This is a genomic window from Kitasatospora sp. HUAS MG31 (genome assembly GCF_040571325.1).
Lineage (GTDB): Bacteria > Actinomycetota > Actinomycetes > Streptomycetales > Streptomycetaceae > Kitasatospora > Kitasatospora camelliae.
This window is the reverse complement of the sequence record NZ_CP159872.1, coordinates 5,531,212-5,552,602: the sequence shown is the minus strand read 5'-3', so window position 1 is coordinate 5,552,602 and position 21,391 is coordinate 5,531,212. Positions and strand designations below refer to the sequence as shown.

The 21,391-nt window shown below is 75.2% G+C and carries 21 protein-coding genes; 4 read left to right on the top strand and 17 right to left on the bottom strand.

Features of this window, described 5'->3' with window-relative positions; genetic code table 11:
* Positions 1-47 precede the first annotated feature (47 nt).
* Both ABWK59_RS24840 and ABWK59_RS24835 read left to right on the top strand, forming a co-directional pair.
* Positions 48-1,046 (top strand): DEDDh family exonuclease, encoded by a 999-nt coding sequence (locus ABWK59_RS24840; RefSeq protein WP_354642829.1) that lies wholly within the window; start codon positions 48-50, stop codon positions 1,044-1,046.
* Positions 1,047-1,078: 32 nt separating this feature from the next.
* Positions 1,079-1,915, top strand: coding sequence for an SURF1 family protein (locus ABWK59_RS24835; RefSeq protein ID WP_354642828.1), 837 nt, complete (start codon positions 1,079-1,081; stop codon positions 1,913-1,915).
* Between the two features lie 83 nt (positions 1,916-1,998).
* On the opposite strand, the gene ABWK59_RS24830 is transcribed toward ABWK59_RS24835, so the two are convergent.
* A complete protein-coding gene (locus tag ABWK59_RS24830; protein ID WP_354642827.1) occupies positions 1,999-4,350 on the bottom strand; it encodes a SpoIIE family protein phosphatase in 2,352 nt (783 codons plus the stop codon).
* 103 nt (positions 4,351-4,453) lie between these two features.
* On the bottom strand, positions 4,454-4,999 hold the full coding sequence (locus ABWK59_RS24825; protein ID WP_354642826.1) for a hypothetical protein: 546 nt from the start codon (positions 4,997-4,999) through the stop codon (positions 4,454-4,456).
* Between the two features lie 131 nt (positions 5,000-5,130).
* Here ABWK59_RS24825 and ABWK59_RS24820 point away from each other — a divergent pair, with 131 nt between their 5' ends.
* Positions 5,131-5,892: an SDR family oxidoreductase gene (locus ABWK59_RS24820; protein WP_354642825.1), complete on the top strand. Its 762-nt coding sequence runs from the start codon at positions 5,131-5,133 to the stop codon at positions 5,890-5,892.
* 62 nt (positions 5,893-5,954) lie between these two features.
* On the opposite strand, the gene ABWK59_RS24815 is transcribed toward ABWK59_RS24820, so the two are convergent.
* From ABWK59_RS24815 to ABWK59_RS24775, 9 genes are all read right to left on the bottom strand, one after another.
* A complete protein-coding gene (locus ABWK59_RS24815) occupies positions 5,955-6,575 on the bottom strand; it encodes an alkaline shock response membrane anchor protein AmaP (protein ID WP_354642824.1) in 621 nt (206 codons plus the stop codon).
* Positions 6,572-7,129, bottom strand: a complete 558-nt coding sequence (locus tag ABWK59_RS24810) for a DUF6286 domain-containing protein (RefSeq protein WP_354642823.1) — start codon at positions 7,127-7,129, stop codon at positions 6,572-6,574. Before ABWK59_RS24810 ends, ABWK59_RS24815 begins: the two co-directional genes overlap by 4 nt.
* Positions 7,126-7,470 (bottom strand): hypothetical protein, encoded by a 345-nt coding sequence (locus ABWK59_RS24805; RefSeq protein ID WP_354642822.1) that lies wholly within the window; start codon positions 7,468-7,470, stop codon positions 7,126-7,128. The genes ABWK59_RS24810 and ABWK59_RS24805 overlap by 4 nt, the downstream gene beginning before the upstream one ends.
* Positions 7,470-7,661, bottom strand: a complete 192-nt coding sequence (locus tag ABWK59_RS24800; protein ID WP_354642821.1) for a hypothetical protein — start codon at positions 7,659-7,661, stop codon at positions 7,470-7,472. Before ABWK59_RS24800 ends, ABWK59_RS24805 begins: the two co-directional genes overlap by 1 nt.
* Before the next feature lie 9 nt (positions 7,662-7,670).
* Complete coding sequence (locus ABWK59_RS24795) at positions 7,671-8,144, bottom strand: Asp23/Gls24 family envelope stress response protein (RefSeq protein ID WP_354642820.1); 474 nt, start codon at positions 8,142-8,144, stop codon at positions 7,671-7,673.
* 242 nt (positions 8,145-8,386) lie between these two features.
* A complete protein-coding gene (locus ABWK59_RS24790) occupies positions 8,387-9,193 on the bottom strand; it encodes an enoyl-CoA hydratase/isomerase family protein (protein ID WP_354642819.1) in 807 nt (268 codons plus the stop codon).
* Between the two features lie 186 nt (positions 9,194-9,379).
* A complete protein-coding gene (locus tag ABWK59_RS24785) occupies positions 9,380-9,613 on the bottom strand; it encodes a helix-turn-helix domain-containing protein (RefSeq protein WP_354645098.1) in 234 nt (77 codons plus the stop codon).
* A 423-nt stretch (positions 9,614-10,036) separates the two neighbouring features.
* Positions 10,037-11,635 carry an ABC-F family ATP-binding cassette domain-containing protein gene (locus tag ABWK59_RS24780; RefSeq protein WP_354642818.1) on the bottom strand — a complete coding sequence of 533 codons (1,599 nt, stop codon included), beginning with the start codon at positions 11,633-11,635 and terminating at the stop codon, positions 10,037-10,039.
* A 227-nt stretch (positions 11,636-11,862) separates the two neighbouring features.
* On the bottom strand, positions 11,863-12,801 hold the full coding sequence (locus ABWK59_RS24775) for a hypothetical protein (RefSeq protein ID WP_354642817.1): 939 nt from the start codon (positions 12,799-12,801) through the stop codon (positions 11,863-11,865).
* A 326-nt stretch (positions 12,802-13,127) separates the two neighbouring features.
* On the opposite strand from ABWK59_RS24775, the gene ABWK59_RS24770 reads away from it, so the two are divergent.
* Complete coding sequence (locus ABWK59_RS24770; RefSeq protein WP_354642816.1) at positions 13,128-14,243, top strand: glycoside hydrolase family 26 protein; 1,116 nt, start codon at positions 13,128-13,130, stop codon at positions 14,241-14,243.
* Here ABWK59_RS24770 and ABWK59_RS24765 read toward each other — a convergent pair.
* From ABWK59_RS24765 to ABWK59_RS24740, 6 genes are all read right to left on the bottom strand, one after another.
* On the bottom strand, positions 14,220-15,311 hold the full coding sequence (locus tag ABWK59_RS24765) for a GNAT family N-acetyltransferase (RefSeq protein ID WP_354642815.1): 1,092 nt from the start codon (positions 15,309-15,311) through the stop codon (positions 14,220-14,222). The two genes, ABWK59_RS24770 and ABWK59_RS24765, sit on opposite strands and share 24 nt — an antisense overlap.
* Before the next feature lie 242 nt (positions 15,312-15,553).
* Complete coding sequence (locus tag ABWK59_RS24760) at positions 15,554-16,192, bottom strand: Wzz/FepE/Etk N-terminal domain-containing protein (RefSeq protein WP_354642814.1); 639 nt, start codon at positions 16,190-16,192, stop codon at positions 15,554-15,556.
* 88 nt (positions 16,193-16,280) lie between these two features.
* A complete protein-coding gene (locus ABWK59_RS24755; RefSeq protein ID WP_354642813.1) occupies positions 16,281-17,495 on the bottom strand; it encodes a glycosyltransferase in 1,215 nt (404 codons plus the stop codon).
* Positions 17,492-18,295 carry a polysaccharide deacetylase family protein gene (locus ABWK59_RS24750; protein ID WP_354642812.1) on the bottom strand — a complete coding sequence of 268 codons (804 nt, stop codon included), beginning with the start codon at positions 18,293-18,295 and terminating at the stop codon, positions 17,492-17,494. Before ABWK59_RS24750 ends, ABWK59_RS24755 begins: the two co-directional genes overlap by 4 nt.
* The gene (locus tag ABWK59_RS24745; protein ID WP_354642811.1) at positions 18,285-20,063 is read right to left on the bottom strand and encodes a lipid II flippase MurJ; all 1,779 of its coding nucleotides are present in this window, start codon (positions 20,061-20,063) and stop codon (positions 18,285-18,287) included. Before ABWK59_RS24745 ends, ABWK59_RS24750 begins: the two co-directional genes overlap by 11 nt.
* Positions 20,060-21,391, bottom strand: a complete 1,332-nt coding sequence (locus ABWK59_RS24740; protein WP_354642810.1) for an O-antigen ligase family protein — start codon at positions 21,389-21,391, stop codon at positions 20,060-20,062. Before ABWK59_RS24740 ends, ABWK59_RS24745 begins: the two co-directional genes overlap by 4 nt.

The window sequence follows — 21,391 nt, the reverse complement described above, 5'->3', positions numbered from 1 at the left end:
CGGGGTTCGAGCGGAGCTGTCGGCGGAGGCCCTTAAGCTGATTGGCCATGTACGCGTACCAGTCACCGCCGTTCCCGGCGCAGCGCTCCGGCGACGACGGTCCGGTCCCCGGTGGGGGTGACCGGGGCTTCGCCGTGGTCGACGTCGAGACCACCGGGCTCGGCCGGTCGGACCGCGTCATCTCGGCCGGCGTCTACCAGCTCGACGCCGACGGCGAGGTGACGGACCACTGGTACACGCTGGTGAACCCGGAACGGGATCCGGGCCCGGTCTGGATCCACGGCCTGACCAGCGAGGCCCTGGAGGGCGCCCCCACCTTCCCGGAGGTGGCGGACGAGCTGGCCGAGCGGCTGCGCGGCCGGGTGATGGTGGCGCACAACGCCCTCTTCGACTGGAACATGATCTCCCGCGAGTACGCGCGGGCCGGGCTGAGCGCCCCGGTCGAGCAGCGGCTGTGCACCATGGTGCTGGCCCGCGACCTGGCGCTGCCGCTGCCCAACGGCAAGCTCTCCTCGCTCGCCGCGCACTTCGGCGTCCGCCAGCTCCAGGCGCACAACGCGCTGGACGACGCCCGGGTGCTGGCCGAGGTCTTCCGCCCCAGCCTGCGCCTGGCCCGGGACCGCGGGCTGCCGCTGCCGCTGACCACCTGCGTGGCGGTGACCGACCTCGGCGAGGACGCGGCGGCCCAGGCCGCGCCGGTCCGCGGCTCCTGGAGCTCCTCCTCGTACCGGCCGAGCCGGAAGCGCCCGCCGTGCCCGTACCCGAACCCGGGCCGCTGGGAGGACGGCAAGCCGCTGATGCAGGGCATGCGGGTGGCCATCACCGGCGACACCGCCACCGACCGCGAGCTGCTGGAGGACCGCGCGGTCGAGGCCGGCCTGCACATCGCCACCTCGGTCAGCCGGCTGACCAGCCTGCTGGTCACCAACGAGCCGGGAAGCTGGAGCGGCAAGGCCCGCAAGGCCCGCGAGCTGGGCACCCCGGTGGTCGGCGAGGACGCCTTCCTGCAACTGCTGCGCGAGGTCGCACCCCACCCCGGTGCCTAGCGCCGGTGTGAGGAGGAAGTACCGTGCCGGGTGTGTACCGATTTCTGCTGTCGCGCCGCTGGGCGGTCATCGCCCTGATCGCCCTGGTGCTGATCCCCACCATGGTCGAGCTGGGGTTCTGGCAGTACCACCGGCACCAGGAGCGGGTCGGCAGGAACGAGCTGATCGGCCGGAGCCTCACCGCGGAACCGGTCGCCGTCGACACCCTGGCCTCCCCCGGCGCCGACGTCCCCAAGGACCTCACCTGGCGCGCGGTGACGGCGGTCGGGCGGTACGACACCGGGCACGAGTTCGTGGTCCGCAAGCGGACCCGGCCGGCCGGCAACGAGATCGGGTACTTCGTGGTGACCCCGCTGGTGCTCGCCGACGGCAGGGGTTCGATCCTGGTCAACCGCGGCTGGGTGGAGTCCGGCGCGGACGCCGCCAGCTACCCCACCGTCCCCGCCCCGCCGACCGGTGAGGTCACCGTCAGCGGGCGCCTGCGGCAGGACGAGACCACCGGGGCGAGCGGGATCAGGGACCGCGGCGGGCTGCCGCACGGCCAGTACATGCTGATCAACAGCGGCCAGCAGGCCGAGCGGACCGGCGCCACCCTGCTCGGCGGGTTCGTGGAACTGGTGAACTCCACCCCGGCCGCCGGCGACGTCCCCGAACTGCTGCCCGACCCCAACCACTCCGACATCGGTCCCCACATGGCGTACGCCGTCCAGTGGTGGCTGTTCGCCTCCCTCGTCCCGGTCGGCCTGGTCGTCATGGCCCGCCGCGAAGCCAAGGAACGCACCCAGCAGCCCGCGGCGGCGACCCCCCAGGGGCGCGCGGAACTGCGCGAAACGGAAGACCACCCGGGTTCCGCCGCGGCAGCACAGTAGTCCCGCCTCGGGAGCGAACCGCGCAGTTGGGGTCCCCGTACCCCCAGCGGTGACCCGGTTGCCCGGTTGAGCCGACCGGCTCCTCATGCCGCCGGCAGGTCCTGTTCCGCCCAGATGGTCTTGCCGTGGCGGGTGTAGCGGCTGCCCCAGCGGGTGGTGAGCTGGGCGACCAGGTACAGCCCGCGGCCGCCCTCGTCGGTGAGCCGGGCCCGCCGCATCCGCGGCTGCGTCGCACTCGGGTCCGACACCTCGCAGGTCAGCCGCTCGGCCCGGATCAGCCGTACCTCCACGGGCCCGCCCGCGTACCGGATGGCGTTGGTCACCAGTTCGCTCAGCACCAGCTCGGTGGTGAACACCAGGTCCTCCAGCCCCCACTCCCGCAGCCGCCGGCTGGCCGACTCGCGGACCCCGCCGACGGCCGCCGGGTCCGCCGGGATGGACCACACCGCGGTGTCGCTCTCGGGTACCCGGTGGATGCGGGCGAGCAGCAGGGTGACGTCGTCGGCGAGCCGGTGGGCCGGCAGGCCGGAGACCACCTGGCGGACGCAGTCCCGCAGCGGCCGGTCGGCGGCCATCACGTCGGTCAGCCGCCGTCCGAGTTCGGCCATGCCCTGGTCGAGGTCGCCGTCGCCGCCCTCGATCAGGCCGTCGGTGTACAGGGCGAGCAGGCCGCCCTGCGGGGGTTCGATCTCGGTGACCTCGAAGGGCAGGCCGTTGACGCCGAGCGGCGGCCCGGGGTTCAGCGCCACGTACTCGACGCCGCCGTCGGGGCGGACCACGGCGGGTGGCGGGTGGCCGGCGGCGGCGATCGAGCAGCGGCCGGAGACCGGGTCGTAGACGGCGTAGACGCAGGTGGCGCCGACCGGGTCGACGCGGGTGCGGGCGCGCCATTCGTCGCCGTCCGGTTCGTCGGCCTCGACCACGAGTTGGGAGACCAGGTCGTCGAGGTGGACCAGCAGTTCGTCCGGGTCGAGGTCGAGGTCGGCGAGGGTGCGGACGGCGGTCCGCAGCCGGCCCATGGTGGCGGTGGCCTGGAGTCCGTGGCCGACCACGTCGCCGGCGACCAGGGCGACCCGGGCGGAGGAGAGCGGGATCACGTCGAACCAGTCGCCGCCGACGCCGGTGGCCGGGTCGGTGGGCAGGTAGACGCCGGCGGTGGTGACGGCGGCGGTGCGGGCCTCGGCGGGCGGCAGCAGGCTGCGCTGCAGTCCGACGGCGGCACGGTGCTCGCGGGTGTAGCGGCGGGCGTTGTCGAGGGCGAGCGAGGCGCGGCCGGCGATCTCGCGGAGCAGGTCCAGGTCGGCGGGTTCGAAGCCGAGGCGGCCGGGGTCGCGGCGGGCGGTGATCCGGCCGAGCGGGAGGCCGCGGGCGCGCAGCGGGACGGTGAGTTCGCCGGGGCCCCGACCGGCGGCGGCCGCCTCCGGGTCGACGCCGGCGGTGCCGGCCAGTTCGGCGCGGGCGAGCACCGGGCTGCCGGGGGCGGGCCCGGCGGGGCCGTCGTCGTCCCCCACGGAGGTGCGGCGGAGGAGGAGGAAGCCGTCCCGGTCGGGGCCGGGTTCCTCGCCGGAGAAGACCGCCTCGGCGATGTCGACCACGACCCGGTCGGCCAGTCCGGGGACCAGGACGGAGGCGAGTTCCTCGCCGGTGCCGGTGACCGAGAGCGAGCCGCCGACGGCGGCGGTGGCCCGGTGCAGCAGTTCCAGCCGGATTCGCGCGCGGTGGGGCTCGGTGACGTCGTTGAACAGCGCGGTCAGGCCGATCACCCGGCCGCCGTCGGCCTGCATCCGGAAGGCGGAGATCGCCATCACCACCCCGCCCCTGGGGTCGTCCAGGGTGCGGACCCGCTCCTCGGCGCGGACCAGCGGGCTGCCGGTGCGCAGCACGTCCCACAGGTGCCGTTCCACGGCCTCGGCGTCCTCGGCCCTCAGGAAGTCGGCGAGCCGGTGGCCGCTGAGGTCGACCGGGACGCCGCTGTAGGGCAGCAGGTGGGTGTTGGTGCGCACCAGTCTGAGCTGCTCGTCGAAGACCGCGAGGCCGACCCGGTCCTGCAGGAACAGCTCGCGGGTGAAGGCGTGGTCCTGGCGCCAGCGGGCGACCAGGGCGGCCGGGGCGCCGAGGGCGAGGTAGTGGGCGGGGTCGTCGCCGGAGGCGGGGCGGGCCATCGGGAGCACCCGGAAGACGATCTCCAGCCGCTCGCCGCGGCCGTCGCGGACCACCGTCTCGCCGCTCCAGGGCACGCCGTCCCGGTACCCGGCGAGCAGGTCGGGCCAGCTGTCGCGGTCGGCCAGCAGCTCCCGGACCGGCCGCCCGCAGACCTGCTCGGCCCGGTACGCCAGCAGCTCCTCGGCCGCCGGCGTCCAACCGACGATCACGGCGTCCGCGTCGAGCAGAGCACCGGCCATGCTGTCGACGAACGGGAAACGCCGGCTGTCCATGGGCACCTCGGGATGGGTTCTCCGGTCATCCCCATCTTCTGCCCCATCGCCGCGCCCCGCACCGGGGTGGCCCCCACCACCCCGTGCGCCCGTCCGGCGCGGGTCAGTGCTGGGTGTTGTAGAAGCCGATGAGGACGGAGCCCCACCAGCCGAGCTGCGAGATCGCCGCCGAGACGCCGCCGCGGACCAGCAGGTGCTGCGGCGGGTGGGTGCCGTCGAGGTCCTCGAAGCGGCGGTGCAGCGCGGTGGCGTGCACGCCGTTGAGGGCGATCAGCAGGACGAGGGCCAGCTTCACCTGGGTGAGGCCGGAGTCCAGGTTCGGCTCCAGCAGGATGCCGCTGAAGGTGAGCCCGGCGAGGCCGGCCCAGACCGGGACGTGCAGCGGGGCGGTGAGGTCGACGAACTGGCGCAGGGTGCGCTGGCCGAGCATCCAGAGCAGGCCGAGGTAGTCGATCGCCAGCACCGCGCCGAAGCCGACCACCAGGGCCGCCAGGTGCACGAACAGCGCGGCGGTGTGCAGCGCCGGGTCGGTCTGCACATGGCTGCCGGTCCAGGCGCAGGCGGCCCAGAGGGCGGCGAGGCCGACCGACACGGCGGCGGACCGGGCTGCGCTGCCGGAGAGCGGCGCGGGCGGGTCGAGGTGCGGCATGGGGGTGCTCCGGACAGGACTCGGGGGGCTGGAAGCAAGGTTAGGTTTCCCTAATTCTGGTGGAACCGTCAACTGTCTCGCCGTCAGATGGGATCGCTCCGAGACCTGCCCGGACCAGGCAGGATGTCCCCATGGATCTGGGACTTCAGCAGAAGGTGTACGTACTCACCGGTGCCACCCGCGGTCTGGGGCTGGCGTCCGCACGCGAACTGGCCGCCGACGGGGCACGGGTCGTCCTCTCCGGCCGCTCCGCGGAGTCGGTGGACGCGGCGGTCGCCGAGCTCGGCGGGCCGGAGCACGCGCACGGCGTGGTGGCCGACAACGCGGACCCCGGCACGGCCGGGCGGCTGGTCGAGGCGGCGCAGGAGCGTTTCGGCCGGCTGGACGGCGTGCTGATCAGCGTCGGGGGCCCGGCCGCCGGCCCGGTGGTGCTGGCCGGGGACGAGGCCTGGCGCGGCGCGTTCGAGTCGGTCTTCCTCGGCGCGCTGCGGATCGCCCGGACGGCGGCCGGGGCGCTCTCCGAGGGCGGGGTGATCGGCTTCGTGCTCTCCGGCTCGGTCCGCGAGCCGATCTCCGGCCTGGGCATCTCCAACGGCCTGCGGCCCGGCCTGGCGATGGCCGCCAAGTCGCTCGCGGACGAGCTCGGCCCGCGCGGCATCCGGGTGGTCGGCCTGCTGCCGGCCCGGATCGACACCGACCGGGTCCGCGAGCTGGACTCCCTGAGCGGCGATCCCGAGGCCGCCCGGGCCCGGGCCAGCGCGGCGATCCCGCTCGGCCGCTACGGCACGCCCGAGGAGTTCGGCAAGGTCGCCGCCTTCCTGCTCTCCCCCGCCGCCTCGTACCTCACCGGCGTGATGGTGCCGGTGGACGGCGGCGCGCTGCGCGGGCTCTGACCCCCGCCCCCGGCCCGGCGGCGCGCTGCGCGGGCTCTGACCCCCGCCCCCGGCCCGGCGGCTCACAACACCCGGGGGTGGTCCCGGCCGGCCGGGCGGTGCGGGGCCACCCTGAGCCGCAGCTCGGAGCGCAGGCCCGGCAGGCCCAGGCTGGCCCGGGCGTGCGCCAGCGGCCCGGCCACGTACCGGTCCAGCAGGTCGCCCGTACCGGCACCCTCCTCCAGCCGCAGGGCCGTCCGCAGCAGCGGCTGCCCGGGCCCGCCGTCGAGGTGGACGGCGGCCCGGGCCACCCCGGGCAGCGCGGCGGACTCGGTGCGGACCGCCTCCTCGACCGCGCCGCTGCGCACCCGCAGCACGAAGCCCGAGTGCGCCGGGGTCGACAGGTGGACACCGGCCGGCCCGCTGCGCCGCAGCTGGGCGAAGAGCCACACCAGCGAGCCGGCGACCAGCACCGCGGGGACCGCGATCGCCACCGGCCACCACCAGTCCTCGTCCACCCAGCGGGTGCGGGAGGCGGCGCTGAGCACCGGCCGGTCCGGCGAGGCCAGCGGCCAGCCGGCGGGCAGGTCCACCCCGAGCCGGCCGTACAGCTCCAGGCCGCCGGCCAGGGTGAGCAGGCCGGCCGCGGCCAGCAGCAGGCCGACCACGGCGAGGATCGTCCGGTTCACGGCGGCGCGGCTCATCGGGGCGGCCCCTCCTCGGCGAGCCGGCGCTTGCGGGACGGCTTCGGGGTGAGCGTCCGGACGTCCAGGCGGTGCGGCAGGCCGAGCGGCACCCGGGCCAGCTCCTCCCGCAGCTCCCGCTCCAGCGCGGCCGGGTCGGCCGTCCCGGTGACGCTCACCCGGGTCCGCTTCCGGCCCACCCTGACCCGGGCCATCAGCGGCTCCGGCTGGGCCGCGATCCGGGTGCTGATGAGGGCGGCCACCCCGGCCCGGTCGATCGCCGCGCCCGGTTCGGTCAGCGGCAGCCAGCGGCGCAGACCCGGCGCGAACGCCAGCCAGCACAGCGCCACCCCGGCCACCAGTGCCACCCCGGCCCCGGCCAGTACCCACGGGTCGTCCAGCGTCCGGGTCTCCAGCTCCCGCGCCACCTCGGCCCGCCACGCCCGGGCCGGATGCCCGGTCCGGACCGCGATCACGTCGTACAGCACCGCCGCGGCCAGCACCAGCACGGCGGTGACCACCACCCCGGTCACCGCGGTGCGCGCCGAGCGCGGCCGGTGGACCTTCCCGCTCACCCGGCCGGCTCCCGCGCCAGCAGGTGGTCGACCACCACGGACACCTCGCGCACCGCGCTGCCGGTCAGCTCGGCGACCCGCTGCGCCACCGCGTCCCGGGTGGTCCGGGCCAGCGCCCGCACGTCCGCCGGGAACGGCAGGTCCAGGTGCAGGGTGATCCGGACCGCGCCGCGCGCCACCAGGACGGACGCCCGCGGCGGCCGGCCCCGCTCGGTCCGGCCCCGCCACGCCTCGGCCAGCGCCTGGGCGGCGACCCGGGCCGCGATCCCGGCGTACACCCGGTCGGCGATCCGCAACCGCCCGCGCCGGGCGGCGGGCACCGGGTATGCCGCCTGGGCCATCACCGCCTCCGGTCCCGGCCGCGGAACAGATCGCCCAGGTCGCCCAGGTCGATGTCACCCTCCAGCAGCCGGCCGCCCAGGAAGCCCGCCGCGCCCAGCACCGCCACCAGCAGGAACGCGGCGAACCCGCCGAAGTACCCGGCGAAGCCGAGGCCCATCCCCGCCAGCAGACCCGCCAACGCCAGATTCATCCGCTCCTCCTACTGGACCCGCGGACGGGCACCGGTCTCTTCCTCCAGCTCCTCCACGTCCGGCTCGTCGGGCAGGTGGACGTCGTTCACGGCGATGTTGACCTCGACCACCTCCAGGCCGGTCATCCGCTCCACCGCGGCGATGATGTTCTCCCGCACCTCCGCCGCCAGCGTGGGGATCACCACCCCGTACTCCACCACCAGGGCGATGTCGATCGCCGTCTGCTTCTCGCCGACCTCGGCCTTGATGCCACGGCCGACACCGGACTTGGCGCCGGGGACGCGGTCCCGCATCGCCCCGAACGTCCGGGTGAAACCGGAGCCCAGCGCATGGATGCCGGCGACCTCGCGGGCGGCCATTCCGGCGATCTTCTCCACCACGCCGACGGCCAGGACGGTACGGCCGCGCTCCGGGGTCGGGGCCGCGAACTCCGGGTCGGCGGTGGATTTGTGAAGGTCAGCGGGGGTCGGGGTCTGGGCCATGGCGGGTCTCCTGTGGTTGCCTGTCCAGCTATATCGCAAATCAGGGCAACTCTGGCATTCCGCCACGTTTCCCGCGCGCCGAGGCAACCGGGCACCCACAACAAGGGGCGCGGGAAACTGCGCCAAACGGAAGACCGCATCCGTAGAGCCGTCCATGAGCCGCAGTGGCTCCCCGGGCGGGTACGGCGACCAGCCTTCCGATCTCGCTCAGCTCCGCGCGCCCCTACGGGCTTAGCCCGTTCTCAGTCCCCGATGCCCGCGAGGTCCCGCAGGCGCCGCGCCTGCGCCCCCCGCTCCGCCGCCCGCTGCTCGTCGTACGACCGCCCCGCCGCACCCCGCAGCAGCGCCTTGGTCTCGATCACCGCGCTCCGCGGCGACGCCAGCAGCGCCCCCGCGAGGTCCCGTGCGGCTCCGTCGAGCTCCTCGGCCGGCACCGCGAGGTTGGCCAGCCCGGTGGCCACGGCCTCCTCCGCACCGACCCAGCGGCCGGTCGCGCAGATCTCCAACGCCCGCGCGTAGCCGACCAGTTCGGTGAGCGGCTTGGTGCCCGCGAGGTCCGGGACCAGGCCGAGCGCGGTCTCCTTCATGGCGAACTGGACGTCCTCGGCGACCACCCGCAGGTCGCAGCCGAGGGCCAGCTGGAAGCCGGCGCCCACGGCGTGGCCCTGGACGGCGGCGATCGAGATCACGTCGGACCGCCGCCACCAGGTGAAGGCCTCCTGGTACTCGGCGATGGCCGCGTCCAGGTCCTCGTCCTTGGCGGCGGCGAGCTCCAGGAAGGTGTGCTCGCCGGGGATCCCCTCGGGGGTGAACATGGCGCGGTCGAGGCCGGCCGAGAACGAGACGCCCTCGGCGCGCAGCAGGACCACCCGGACGGTGCCGGGCAGGCTGCGACCGACACCGGCCAGCGCGCGCCACATGGCGGGGCTCTGGGCATTGCGCCGCTTGGGCTGACAGAGCGTCACCGTCGCGAGCTCGCCGTCGAGTTCGAGTCGGACGCCCGCCTGCTCCCACTGCTGCGGGTCGGTGTCGGTGGCGGGAGTGGTCATGGGGTTACCTCCAGCGGGGAGCGATGAGCTACTGGAGAGTAACAAAGTCGGGGACGGGCTGGAAGGGACCGCTGAAACCACGGTCGGCGGCCCGGGAGACCCGACCGCCGAACCGTCTGGAGCTGATGGGCTGAGCTGTCGACCGAACGAGCGGCACGATCGCCGCCGACCGGTGGTGATGGAGTGTCAGGAACCTGCGGTGGCAGCAGCCTTGCTCTTGCCTCGCGTGGCACCGCCGCGGCCCCGGAGGATCACCCCGGACTCGCTCAGCATGCGGTGCACGAAGCCGTAGGAGCGACCCGTCTCCTCCGCCAGCGCGCGGATGCTCGCCCCGGAGTCGTACTTCTTCTTGAGATCGGCCGCGAGCTTCTCACGCGCGGCACCTGTCACCCGGCTGCCCTTTTTCAGAGTCTCGGCCACCCGTGCCTCCTCGTAGCTGTGCTCGGTCAGATTCCCATGATCACCCATAGCCAGGCTCCTGGCCACCCATTCGACAAGGTCGATACCGGGAAAGCGCAGTCTGCCGGTGGTACTCGCTCCGCACAAGGGCGCTCACACTGGGTGCACGCGCCCCCTCTCACGCGGGGCCGACGGGGCCGGCGGGGGCGAAAATAGCTGATCAGCACGGGCCGTCCGGATGCCGATGACCCGGAAACGGGAACGGGTCCCGGCCGAAACGGAATCCGGGACCCTTGCATTCCCGGCTTCGGCCGGAGATGAGAATTTCTGCGACGAAGAGATGATCCGGTGTCCACCGCGTGGACCGGGTGTCGGCCCGCCGTGGATCAGACCGCGCCCCGGACCCGGATCACGCACCGGGCCGTATCACGCACCGGATCCGGATCACGCGAGCGAGACCAGGTCCGCGTACGCCGGGCTCCACAGGTCCTCCACCCCGTCCGGCAGCAGGATGATCCGCTCCGGCTGGAGCGCGTCCACCGCGCCCTCGTCGTGGGTGACCAGCACCACGGCCCCGGTGAAGGAGCGCAGCGCGCCGAGGATCTCCTCGCGGCTGGCCGGGTCGAGGTTGTTGGTGGGCTCGTCGAGGAGCAGCACGTTGGCACTGGAGACCACCAGGGTGGCCAGCGCCAGCCGGGTCTTCTCGCCGCCGGAGAGCACCCCGGCCGGCTTGTCCACGTCGTCGCCGGAGAACAGGAAGGAGCCGAGGATCTTCCGGATCTGCACCAGGTCGGTGTCGGGCGCGGCGGAGCGCATGTTCTCCAGCACCGTGCGGTCCGGGTCCAGGGTCTCGTGCTCCTGGGCGTAGTAGCCGATCTTCAGGCCGTGGCCCGGGATCACCTCGCCGGTGTCCGGCCGCTCCACGCCCGCGAGCATCCGCAGCAGGGTGGTCTTGCCGGCGCCGTTGAGGCCCAGCACGACCACCTTGGAGCCGCGGTCGATCGCCAGGTCGACGTCGGTGAAGATCTCCAGCGACCCGTACGACTTGGACAGGCCGGCGGCGGTCATCGGGGTCTTGCCGCAGGGCGCCGGGTCGGGGAAGCGCAGCTTGGCGACCTTGTCGCTCGCCCGGACCTGCTCCAGGCCGGAGAGCAGCTTCTCGGCGCGGCGGGCCATGTTCTGCGCGGCCACCGTCTTGGTCGCCTTGGCGCGCATCTTGTCGGCCTGGGCGTTGAGGGTGGCGGCCTTCTTCTCGGCGTTGGCGCGCTCGCGCTTGCGCCGCTTCTCGTCGTCCTCGCGCTGCTGGATGTACTGCTTCCAGCCCATGTTGTAGACGTCGATGCAGGAGCGGTTGGCGTCCAGGTAGAAGACCTTGTTGACGACCGTCTCGACCAGGTCGATGTCGTGCGAGATGACGATGAAGCCGCCCTTGTACGTCTTCAGGAAGTCGCGCAGCCAGATGATCGAGTCGGCGTCGAGGTGGTTGGTCGGCTCGTCGAGCAGCAGGATGTCGGAGTCCGAGAAGAGGATCCGGGCCAGCTCGACGCGGCGGCGCTGACCGCCGGAGAGGGTGTGCAGCGGCTGGCCGAGGATCCGGTCCGGCAGGCCCAGGGCGGCGGCGATGGTGGCCGCCTCGGCCTCGGCCGCGTAGCCGCCCCTGGTGAGGAACTCGGTCTCCAGCCGGGCGTACTTCTTCATCGCGTTGTCGCGGGTGGCGCCCTTGCCGTTGGCCATCCGCTCCTCGTTCTCGCGCATCTTCTTCAGCACGGAGTCGAGGCCGCGGGCGGACAGGATCCGGTCGCGGGCGAGGACGTCCAGGTCGCCGGTGCGCGGGTCCTGCGGCAGGTAGCCGACCTGGCCCGAGCTGGTCACCGTGCCGCCGGCCGGCAGGCCCTCGCCCGCCAGCACCTTGGTGAGCGTGGTCTTGCCGGCGCCGTTGCGGCCGACCAGGCCGATCCGGTCACCCGGGGCGACCCGGAAGGAGGCGGACTCGATCAGGACGCGGGCACCGGCGCGCAGCTCCAGGGCGTTGGCGGAAATCATGGCTGGGAAGGGCTCCAGACGTCGGGCAGGGCACAGCGGCCGGGCGGGGGCGAGGGGGGCGGAACGGAGGCGACGGGTGATCGGCGGGCCACCGCTGCGGGTGCCGCCGGCCGCCCGCTAGTGCCCGCGGAGAACAGCCATGCCCGCCAGTCTACCGGGAGCCGTCCAACGGCTTTCCGGGCCGGGACCCGGCTTCCCGGCGACCCGGCGGCCCCGCCGCGGGCCGGTCAGCCGGCGTCCGGCCGGGGCTGGCAGCCCTGGGGAGCCGCGGCGAACGGCTCGGCCAGGGCGCCGCAGGTGGTCTCCTGCGCACCCTCCAGGGTGTCGAAGGTCTTGGTGCCGACGATCGGGCCGTCGTCGATCGCCACCCGGTGCTTGTCCAGCGGCCGCATCAGCACCTCCGGACCGGCGTTCAGCTGCCACCCGTGGCCGCTCAGCCAGAAGCCGCTGATCCCGCCGGGGATCGGGGAGCCGGCGCTGGTGGTGCCGGTGCAGGTGCGCGGCACCATCACCGCGTTGTCGGTGTGCACCGCGCGCAGCGGGTCGTAGACGCAGCCGGCCGCCGGGCGCGAGTTGTAGCGCAGGTCACCGTCGCGGTCGCGGAAGCCCATGGTGAGCGACGGGGTGACCACCGCCACCCAGGGCTCGGTCTCGGTGGCCGTCTGCAGGGCCGCGGCCGCCCGCTTGGCGGTGGCCTCGCGCCGCTCGGCGTCCGACTTCGCGGCCAGGACCGGGTCGCCGTCGCCGCTCAGCCAGTCGGACAGGCCGGGGACGGACCGGTGCCAGCGCACCTCGTGGTCGCTCGGCCGCACCGAGGTGACCATGCCGTCGTCCCAGACCACCACCGCGTTCTCGCCGACCATCGCGAAGTGCAGCGCCGTGGCGCCCTCGCGGCGGTACGACCACAGGAGCTTGCCGGTGGTCCCGTCGTACGCCTCCAGCCCCGGGCCGACCTCCAGGTCGGGGGCCACCGCCCCCGCGGACTGGGCGCCCACCGGGCTGGCCCCCGCGCTGACCGGGCTGGCGCCGGACCCCGCGACCACCCGGTCACCGAACGGCACCGGCCGGTTGGCGTGCGCGGCGGCACCCGCCGTCAGGACCAGCAGCACGGCAACGGCGGGGAGCGCAGATCGGGGGGTGAGGCTTCGCAGCGGGTTCCAGGACACGGGCGGAGCGTACCCCCCGTACGGGTGTCCGGTCAGCTCGACGCGTCGTCACGTCCGGCCAGGTGACGGGCGCCACACGGGCCGTCGGTACCCGTCCTCACCTGCGGTTGTCACGGGCCCCCCGAGCGGGTCGGGGCCCCGCTCGGGCACCGGCCGACTGGACGGACTGTTACAGAGGTGATACAGGACCCGATTTCGCGCGGCGGAGCGGCCGTCGGCGCTCGCCAGTACGAACTGCCACGTATGGGTGACATGGGGCTTTTCCACCGTCTTGGGGGCTTACTGTCTGGTCATCCGGGCCGTCGACGAACCCTGTGGAGAGCCCCATGCGCCTCGGCCGCGTGACCCTGGCCGCCGCCGCACTGCTGCTGCTGACCACGGCCAGCGTCCCCGACGGGACACCGCTGAGCCAGACCGAGCGGCACGCCGCACTCTCCTCCGAGGCGATCGAGCCGCGCGGGGCCGCGCCCCGGCCCGCCGTGCTGAGAGCCAACCACGAGGCGCCCTGGGGGGCCTTCGTCGGCTCCTGGGACACCTACATCCCCGACATCGCGCGGATGGCCCGCTGGCTCGGCGACGCCAACATGCAGGTCGGCCACACCTACCTGGCCGGCAACGGCTGGTCCGACATCGAGGGCGACATCGCGGTGCTCGGCCTCTGGTCCCAGTGGCGGCAGGGCGAACCGAACCGCCGGCTGGTCCTCGGCGTGCCGATGCTGGTGCCCAACGAGGCGGGCGTCCCGGACGCCGAGGTGGCCCGGCTGCTCGCCCGTGGCGGCAACGGCGAGTTCGACCAGCACTTCCTCAAGCTCGCCCGCAAGCTGGTCGCGCTCGGCGGCGGGGACACCGTCATCACCCTCGGCTGGGAGATGAACGGCGTCACCTACACCAGCCGCTGCAAGCCCGACCCGGCCGCCTGGAAGGCGTACTGGCGGCGGATCGTCGGCCTGATGCGCTCGGTGCCCGGGCAGCACTTCGGCTTCGACTTCACCCCCAACCGCGGCGTGGACGCCATCCCGTGGACCCGCTGCTACCCCGGCGACGACGTGGTCGACATCATCGGCATGGACAGCTACGACCAGCCCGCCGGCGGCACCTTCGACGAGTACGTCAACGAGCCGTACGGGCTGCAGGACCAGGTCGAGTTCGCCGCCAAGCGCGGCAAGCCGGTCTCGTACCCCGAGTGGGGGCTGTTCCGCAACGGCGACAACCCGGAGTTCGTCCGGCGGATGGTCGAGTGGATGCGGACCCACGACACCGCGTACCAGACCGTCACCGACTACTGCCCGCACGGCTTCTGGCAGTGCGACCGCAACCCGCGGTCCGCCGCCGTCTTCAAGCAGCTGATGGCCGGCTCCCAGGGCGCCCCGGCGCCGGGGACGGCCCTGCCGGGGGCCGGCCGGCCGGGCGGGCAGCCGTCAGCGCAGGCGCCGCGCCGCTAGCGCCATCTTCACCCGCGGCAGCCGGGTCCGCAGCACGTGCACCGCGATCCCGCGCAGCCGGACCCGTGCCGCGCGGGCGGCGGCGAACGGCGCCAGCCGGCCGGGCCCCAGCACCAGCCGCTGGTTCGGCAGCCGGTCCGGACGCCAGCGCTGCTTGTACGGCTCCTGGCCGCGCAGCAGGCTCAGCAGCGGGATCCCCGCCGACCGGACCTCGTCCAGCGCCACCCCGAACAGCAGGCCCGCGATGTCCAGCCGCTCGCGCAGCCGCGGATGCGCGCCGTACATGTAGAGGCCGCCGAACGGCGGGCAGAGCAGCAGCAGGTTCACCGCCACCAGCTCCTCGTCCAGCCAGAACCGGTGCAGCGCCGCCCGGCCCGACCCCACCAGCGCCGCGGTGGACTCCGCCAGGTGCGCGGCGAACCGCTCGCTGCGGTGCTCCGGCGTGACACCGCGGTCCTGCCACTGCAGCAGGTGCAGCCGCAGCATCTCCCGGACCGCCTCCGGCGCCCCCGCCGCGTCCGTCGCCCGGACCACCACCCCCGCCTCGGCGATCCGGCGCAGCTTCACCCTGGTCCGCTGGGCCGTCTTGCCCGGCAGCTGCCTCAGCAGCTCCTCCATCGGAACGGCCGGCAGGTACTGGCAGAGCGAGTCCTCGAAGCGGTGGCGGCGTCCGCGCCACGCCCGGTAGACCAGGTGGGCGGCGGCCCCGGGGCGCACCTCGCGGAGCTCCAGGCTGTGCCACGGGCGGCGGAGCGGGAGGGCGGCGGCCAGTTCCGCGGCGGCGCGCTCGGCGCAGGAGTCGTCCAGCAGCACGTCGGTGAAGTCGACCAGGCCGCCGCCGAGGTTGGTCAGGCCGCCGAACGGGCCGCGGCGGCGGAACGCGGCCGCCCCCATCAGCACGCCGTCCCGCCGCACCAGCACCACCACCAGCCGGCCCGGCTCCCCGTAGTGCCGCCACCACGAGCACAGCCACCCCACCGCCTGGAACGACGTCGCCGCCGAACACCGCCCGAACAGGTCGTCCCACTCCCCCGCCACCCGCTCCAGCGCCCCGTCGTCCCGCAGCACCTCCCCGACCCACCGGCCGGCGGGCTCGCACGAGGGCGCTTCCGGGGCCGCCGCCACGCAACCGGCTTCATCGACGGGCACAGGTGCGCAACCGGGTTCACCGAGGGGCGCGGGGAACTGCGCGAATCCGGAAGCCCCGGCGCCGCATCCTCCCGCCCCGCGCAGTTCTCCCCCAGCCCGGCGGCCCGGAGGCACCCCCACGCGTGCCTCCGGTGCCTGGCCGGCTGCCTCGGTCCGTCCGGTCATCGACGGGCTCCCGTGGTCTCGGGCTCGTCCGGGGTGGCGGTGGTGTCGGTGCGCGGGGCGGGGAGGTCCGCCGTCGGGGCGGGGCGGCGGCGGGTCATCAGGGCGAGGGCGCCGACCAGGACGCCGGAGGCGGCGCCGACCGCGACGTCGAGCGGGGCGGAGGGCGTCGCCGGCCGCTCCGGCTCCGCCGCGGCGGCCAGCGGCACCAGCCGCACGCCGGTGTCCTTCCCACTCGTGTTGGCGAACGCGATCAGCGACTTCGCGACCGCGTCGGCGGCCTGCACCGCGTCCGCCGGCCGCCGGCCCGTCCCGGTGATCTCGATCATCGGCGCGTCCGGCGAGGTGGTCCCCCGGACCTTCCCCTCCAGGGCGCTGACGGTGTGCCCGGTCTCGGCCGCCGCGGCCGCCAGCACCTGCGGCTGTCCGGCCAGCCGGCCGTACGTCTGGGCGAAGTTGACGGCGGTGGAGGCGTCGCCCGGGTTCTGCGAGACCACCACCACGTAGGAGTTGGCGGTGTAGGAGGGCGGGGCGACGACGGCGTAGCCGGCGCCGGTCGCGGCGCCGAGCGGGACGGCGACGGCCAGCGGCCACCAGCGGCGGACCAGCGCGCGGGCGCTGCGGCGCGAATCGGACATCGGAGGCTCCTAGGGTCGGTACCGAGGCGGCCGCACGGGGGCGGTGGCCGGGTACGCGTGAACGGGAGGGATGGGGTGGCGGGCCGGTTCAGGCCCGCGCCGCCGGGCGCCGGCCCGCAGGACGGCCGCCACCACGGCCGGGCCGGCGATCGGGCCCGGGCTGGGCGGGCACGGTCGGGCCGAGCCGGTCGTAGAGGCGCCCGAGGTCCTCGGCGATCCGGGCGATGTCGTAGTGGGCGACCGCCGGCGGCTGCGGCAGGGCGCCGGGCCGGCGGCCCCACAGCTCGTGCAGGGCCGCGGTGTAGGCGTCGGCGGTGGAGGGCAGCCGGGCGGCCTCGGGGGCGGCGCCGGGCGGCAGTTCGTCGAGGGCGGGGCAGGCGCTGTGCCGGACGGGCAGGCCGGCCGCGAGCCCCTCCAGGACGGTGAGGCCGAAGGTCTCCTCGGTCGAGGGGGCGGCCAGCACGTCCAGGGCGGTGAGGAGTCCGGGGACGTCCTCGCGTTCGCCGGTGAACCGGACCCGGTCGGCCACCCCGAGCCGCAGGGCCCGGCGCTGCAGCGCGTCGCGTTCCGGTCCGGCGCCGACCAGCAGCAGCCAGGGCTCGCGCAGCTCCGGGTAGCGGCCGGCGACCTCCAGCAGCCGTTCGAGGGTGTCGATCAGCACCTCGAACCGCTTGCCGGGCACCAGCCGGCCCACGCCGCCGACCACCCAGGCGTGCCGGGGCAGGCCGAGCCGGTCGCGGTGCTCCTGCCGCAGGGCGGTCCGGGCGGCGGTGGGCAGGGCGTACCGGGAGGCGTCGAGGCCGTTGGGCAGCAGGTGGACCCGGTCGGGCGGCACCCCCCAGTCGTCCAGGGTGGCGGCCACCTGCCGGGAGACGGCGACGGTGGTGGTGCCGAGCCGTTCGGCGGCGAGGTAGAGCGCCCGGACGCCGCGGGAGGCGGGCCGGCCCTCGACCACCCCGGCGTGCAGCGAGTGCTCGGTGGCGACGAGGGGCCGCACCCCGGCCAGCCGGGCGGCGAGCCGGCCGTACAGCCCGGCGCGGTAGAGGTGGGTGTGCACCAGGTCGTACCGGCCGGTGCGGACCAGACGGGTCAGCCGGGGCAGCACGGTGAGGTCGCGGTTGCCGCGCATGGCGAGGTCGTGGACGGTGACGCCCTCGGCACGCAGCGCGGCGGCCACCGTGCCGGGGTTGGTGAGGGTGGCCACCTCGGCGTGGTGCCGCGCGGGCAGGTGGCGCAGCAGCAGCTGGAGCTGGCGTTCGGCGCCGCCGCTGGCCAGGCCGGTGATGACGTGCAGGATCCTCATCGGTCGGCCTCCTGGGGGTGGGAGCCGTGCCGGATCCCGGTGAGCGCGTCCCGCCAGAGGTGCCGGCCCTGCTTGGCGCGCAGCCGCCAGCCGCCGTCCCGGTCGCCGACGTAGCAGCGCGGCAGGGCGAACCGGCCGGTGAGCGGGGAGTGCTGGATGGCGCAGGCGTACCCGTAGCCGGCGTCGCGGACGGCCCGGGCGGCGGGCGGGTCCACGGCGCCGTACGGGTAGCAGAAGCCGCTGACCGGGCCGTCGACCAGGGCCTGAAGGGCGCGGCGGCTCTCCACGGTCTGCTCGACCAGCTCCGCGGGGGTGAGGCCGGGCAGGGCCAGGTGGCCGAGGCCGTGCGAGCCGATCTCCCAGCCGGCCGAGGCGAGTTGGGAGACCTGGTCGACGGTGAGCAGCTGCTTGCGGGGGCCTTCGACGTCCCAGCCGTTCTCGGTGCCGAGCAGGTCGGGCACCACGTACGCGGTGGCGGTGAAGCCGAACTCGCGCAGCACCGGGACGGCGTGGCGGGCGAAGTCGGCGTACCCGTCGTCGAAGGTGAGGCCGATCAGCCGGCCGTCGCGGCCCTCGGCGCGGGCTCGCAGCAGCTCGCGCACGCTGACCCCGCGCCGGCCGGTGCGGTGCAGCCAGGCCATCTGGGCGGCGAACCGGCCGGGGCTGACGGTGAGCAGGTACGGGTCGTCCTCCTCCTCGGCCACCGAGTGGTACATCAGGATCCAGGGCGAGGCCAGGCCGGGACCGGCGGGCTCGGCGGCCAGGACGCGGCCCATCTGCCGGTCGAGTTCAGCGTCCATGGGGCAGCTTCCCTTCAGCGGCCGGAGGTGAGGGCGGGCACAGGGCCCGCAGGAGGCCGAGCACGGGACCGCGGACCTCGGGAGCCCCGAGGGCGGTGCCGAGCGCGGCGAAGGCGAGGATCACGGCGGTGCCGCCGAGCAGGGTGGACAGCAGCGGGTCGGCGGTGACCGCGGCGGCCGGGACGCCGAGGGCGGCGGCGCCCACCCCGGCGGCCAGCAGGCGGGCCTGCCCGCCCAGGACGCGGGGCAGCCGCAGCGCGATGCCGCGCAGCAGGAGACCGCGCATCAGCAGGGCGGCGGCGGCGGTGATGCCGGCCGCGTTGCCGGCGGCCAGCCCGAGGGCGCCGAGCCGCGGGGTGGCGGCGACGCCGACGGCGACGGTGACCAGCAGGCCGAGGGCCATCGCACCGACCGGGTACCAGTCCAGCAGGGTGGTCCGGCCGGTGGCGGCGGGGTCGTCGGCGCGGCGGACCACCGGGCGGATCGAGAAGTACGGCCGGACCATCACGCCGATCAGCGCCTGGGCGGGCAGGCCGAGACCGTACACCCGGATCACGGCGGCGGTGACGGCGGTGTCGTGCGGACCGAACGCTCCGCGCTCGAACAGCAGGGCCACCACCGAGGGGGCGCAGGCCATCAGGAAGGCGGTGCCCATCAGGACCAGGGCGGTGGCCTGGCCGAGGTCCTTCTCCACCCGGTCGCGGGCGGCGGTGAGGTCCCCGGCGGCGAGCGCCCGGGCGACCACCGGGAAGGTCACCAGGACGATCAGGATGGCCGCGGTCATGGCGAGCTGGGAGACCTTGGCGGCGTAGTTGAGGTGCGAGATGGCGCCGGGCGGCAGGCCGGAGCCGAGGTAGCGCTCGACGAACACCTGGGCCTGCCGGGTGAGCGTGAAGGCGGCCACCGGCAGTATCGCCAGCGGGATCAGCACCAGGGAGTCGCCGGCGGGGCCGCAGGGCCGGCGGGGGCGGCGGGTCGCCCGCAGGCCGCGGACGAACGGGACGACCAGCACCCCGGCCATCAGCAGGCTGCCGAAGGCCACCCCGAGCGCCGCCGAGCGCACCCCCCAGACCGCGTGGCAGGTCAGCAGCAGGGCCAGGATCCCGAGGTTGTACGCCACGTAGATGGCGGCGGGGGCGGTGTAGCGGTGGTGGGCGCGCAGCGCCGAGGTGAGGTAGCCGGCCACGCCGAACGGCAGGATGGTGAAGGCGGTGATCCGGGTGCAGGTGACGGCCAGCTGGGGATCGGCGAGGCCGGGGGCGAGCAGCCGGACCAGGTGGGGGGCGCCGACGACGGCGATGACCGAGCAGGCGGCGAGCACCAGCATCAGCCAGGGCAGGGTGGCCCGGACCAGCTGGCGGACGGGGTCCGGGCCGGTGGGCCGTTCCTCGCGCAGCACCAGGGCCAGGCTGAAGGCGGGCACCAGCAGGAAGGCCATGGCGTCCTCGATCAGCAGCGGGGCCGCGGTCTCGGGGACGGTCCAGGCGACCAGGAAGGCGTCGGTGCCCTGGTTGGCGCCGAAGTAGCGGGCCAGCAGCAGGTCGCGGAGCAGGCCGAGGACGGAGCCGGCGGCCGAGAGCAGGGCGGTGACGCCGAAGGCCTTGGCCAGGAAGCCGCGGCGGGCCTCCTCGGCCGGCGGGCCCTCGGCCGGTGGGCCGTCCCGCTCCGGCCGGTCCGGGCCTCCTCGGCCGCGGTCCGGTCCGTCCTGGGGCGGCCGGGGGCCGCCCGGCGCCGCCACGGCCGCCCGTACCGGCTGGTCCGTTGTCATTCGGCGCACGCTCCGCGGGGGTCCGGGGTGGTGGGGAAGGCCGCGCGGGCCGCCAGGCCCAGCACCACCGAGGTCAGCACCGTGGTGGTGCCGCCGATGTCGGCGTAGAGGAAGTCGACGAGGGTCCAGCCGAGCAGGGCGAGCGCGGCCGGCGACCCGGCGGAGCGGCGCAGGCAGCCGAGCAGCAGCGCCAGGAAGAGGGCCAGGTAGGCGACCACGCCGAGCAGCCCCTGCTCGCTGAGGACCAGCAGGTACATGTTGTGCGGCGAGAGCAGCGGCTCGCGCCGGTAGCCGTGGGTGGCGTCCGCGGTGTCGCTGCCGGAGGAGAGCCGCAGCGGGGCGTGGCTGTCGCGCAGTTGCTGGAAGGCCTTGGGGCCGGCACCGGTGAGCGGGTGGTCCTGCCAGATCCGGCCGGCGGTGGACCACAGGTCGTAGCGGTCGGTGACCGACTGGTCGGGGGAGGCGGAGACCGCGCCGATGCTGCCGAGCCGCGCGGTGACCCCGGAGGCGCCGAGGCCGAGCCCGCCGACCAGCACCACGACGGCGGCGGCCGCGAGGACGGCGGAGCGGAGGGCGAGCCGGGCGTCGGCCCGCAGCACCAGCACGGCCCCGGCGGCGGCGCAGGCGATCCAGCTGCCCCGGCTGAAGGAGACGGCGAGCGGGAAGGCGAGGAAGGCGGCGCAGGCGTACATCGTCCGGCGGAGCACCGGGTCGCCGTCCGGGCCGCGCTCGCCGAGGGCCAGCGCGAGGGCGGCGAGCAGGCCGAAGCTGACCACGGCGGACATCGCCATCACGTCGAGGGCGCCGAAGGTGCCGACGGCCCGGATCGGCTGCCCGGTGTAGGAGGCGCCGGTCCGGGTGAGGTACTGGTGGGCGCCGACCGCGCCCTCCAGCATGGCGGCGGTGACCAGGGCGCCGAGCACGATCCGCTGGTCGCGGCGGTCCCGCAGGGCGCAGAGCACGGCGACCGGCACCAGGACGAAGACCTGGACCAGCCGGACGAAGCCGGTGAGCGACGCGGCGGGGTCGATGGAGCCCACGGTGGCGGCGCCGGCCGCGGCGACCACCCCGGCGAACAGCAGGCAGACCGTGCCGCCGAGCCGGCGGGCCCGGCCGCGCAGCAGGTCGAGCGCGGTGAGTGCGACCAGGGCGAGCGAGGCCAGGTCGGCGGGGGTGACGTGGACGGCGGCGGTGACGTCCTTCTCGCCGGTGGGGACGCAGACCAGCAGGATGGTGAGGGCGACCAGCAGGCTGGGCCGGTCCGGTACGGCGGCCAGGGCGCGGCGTAAGACCGCGGGGCCGGCCGGGCGGGTCAGGGTGAGGGCCAC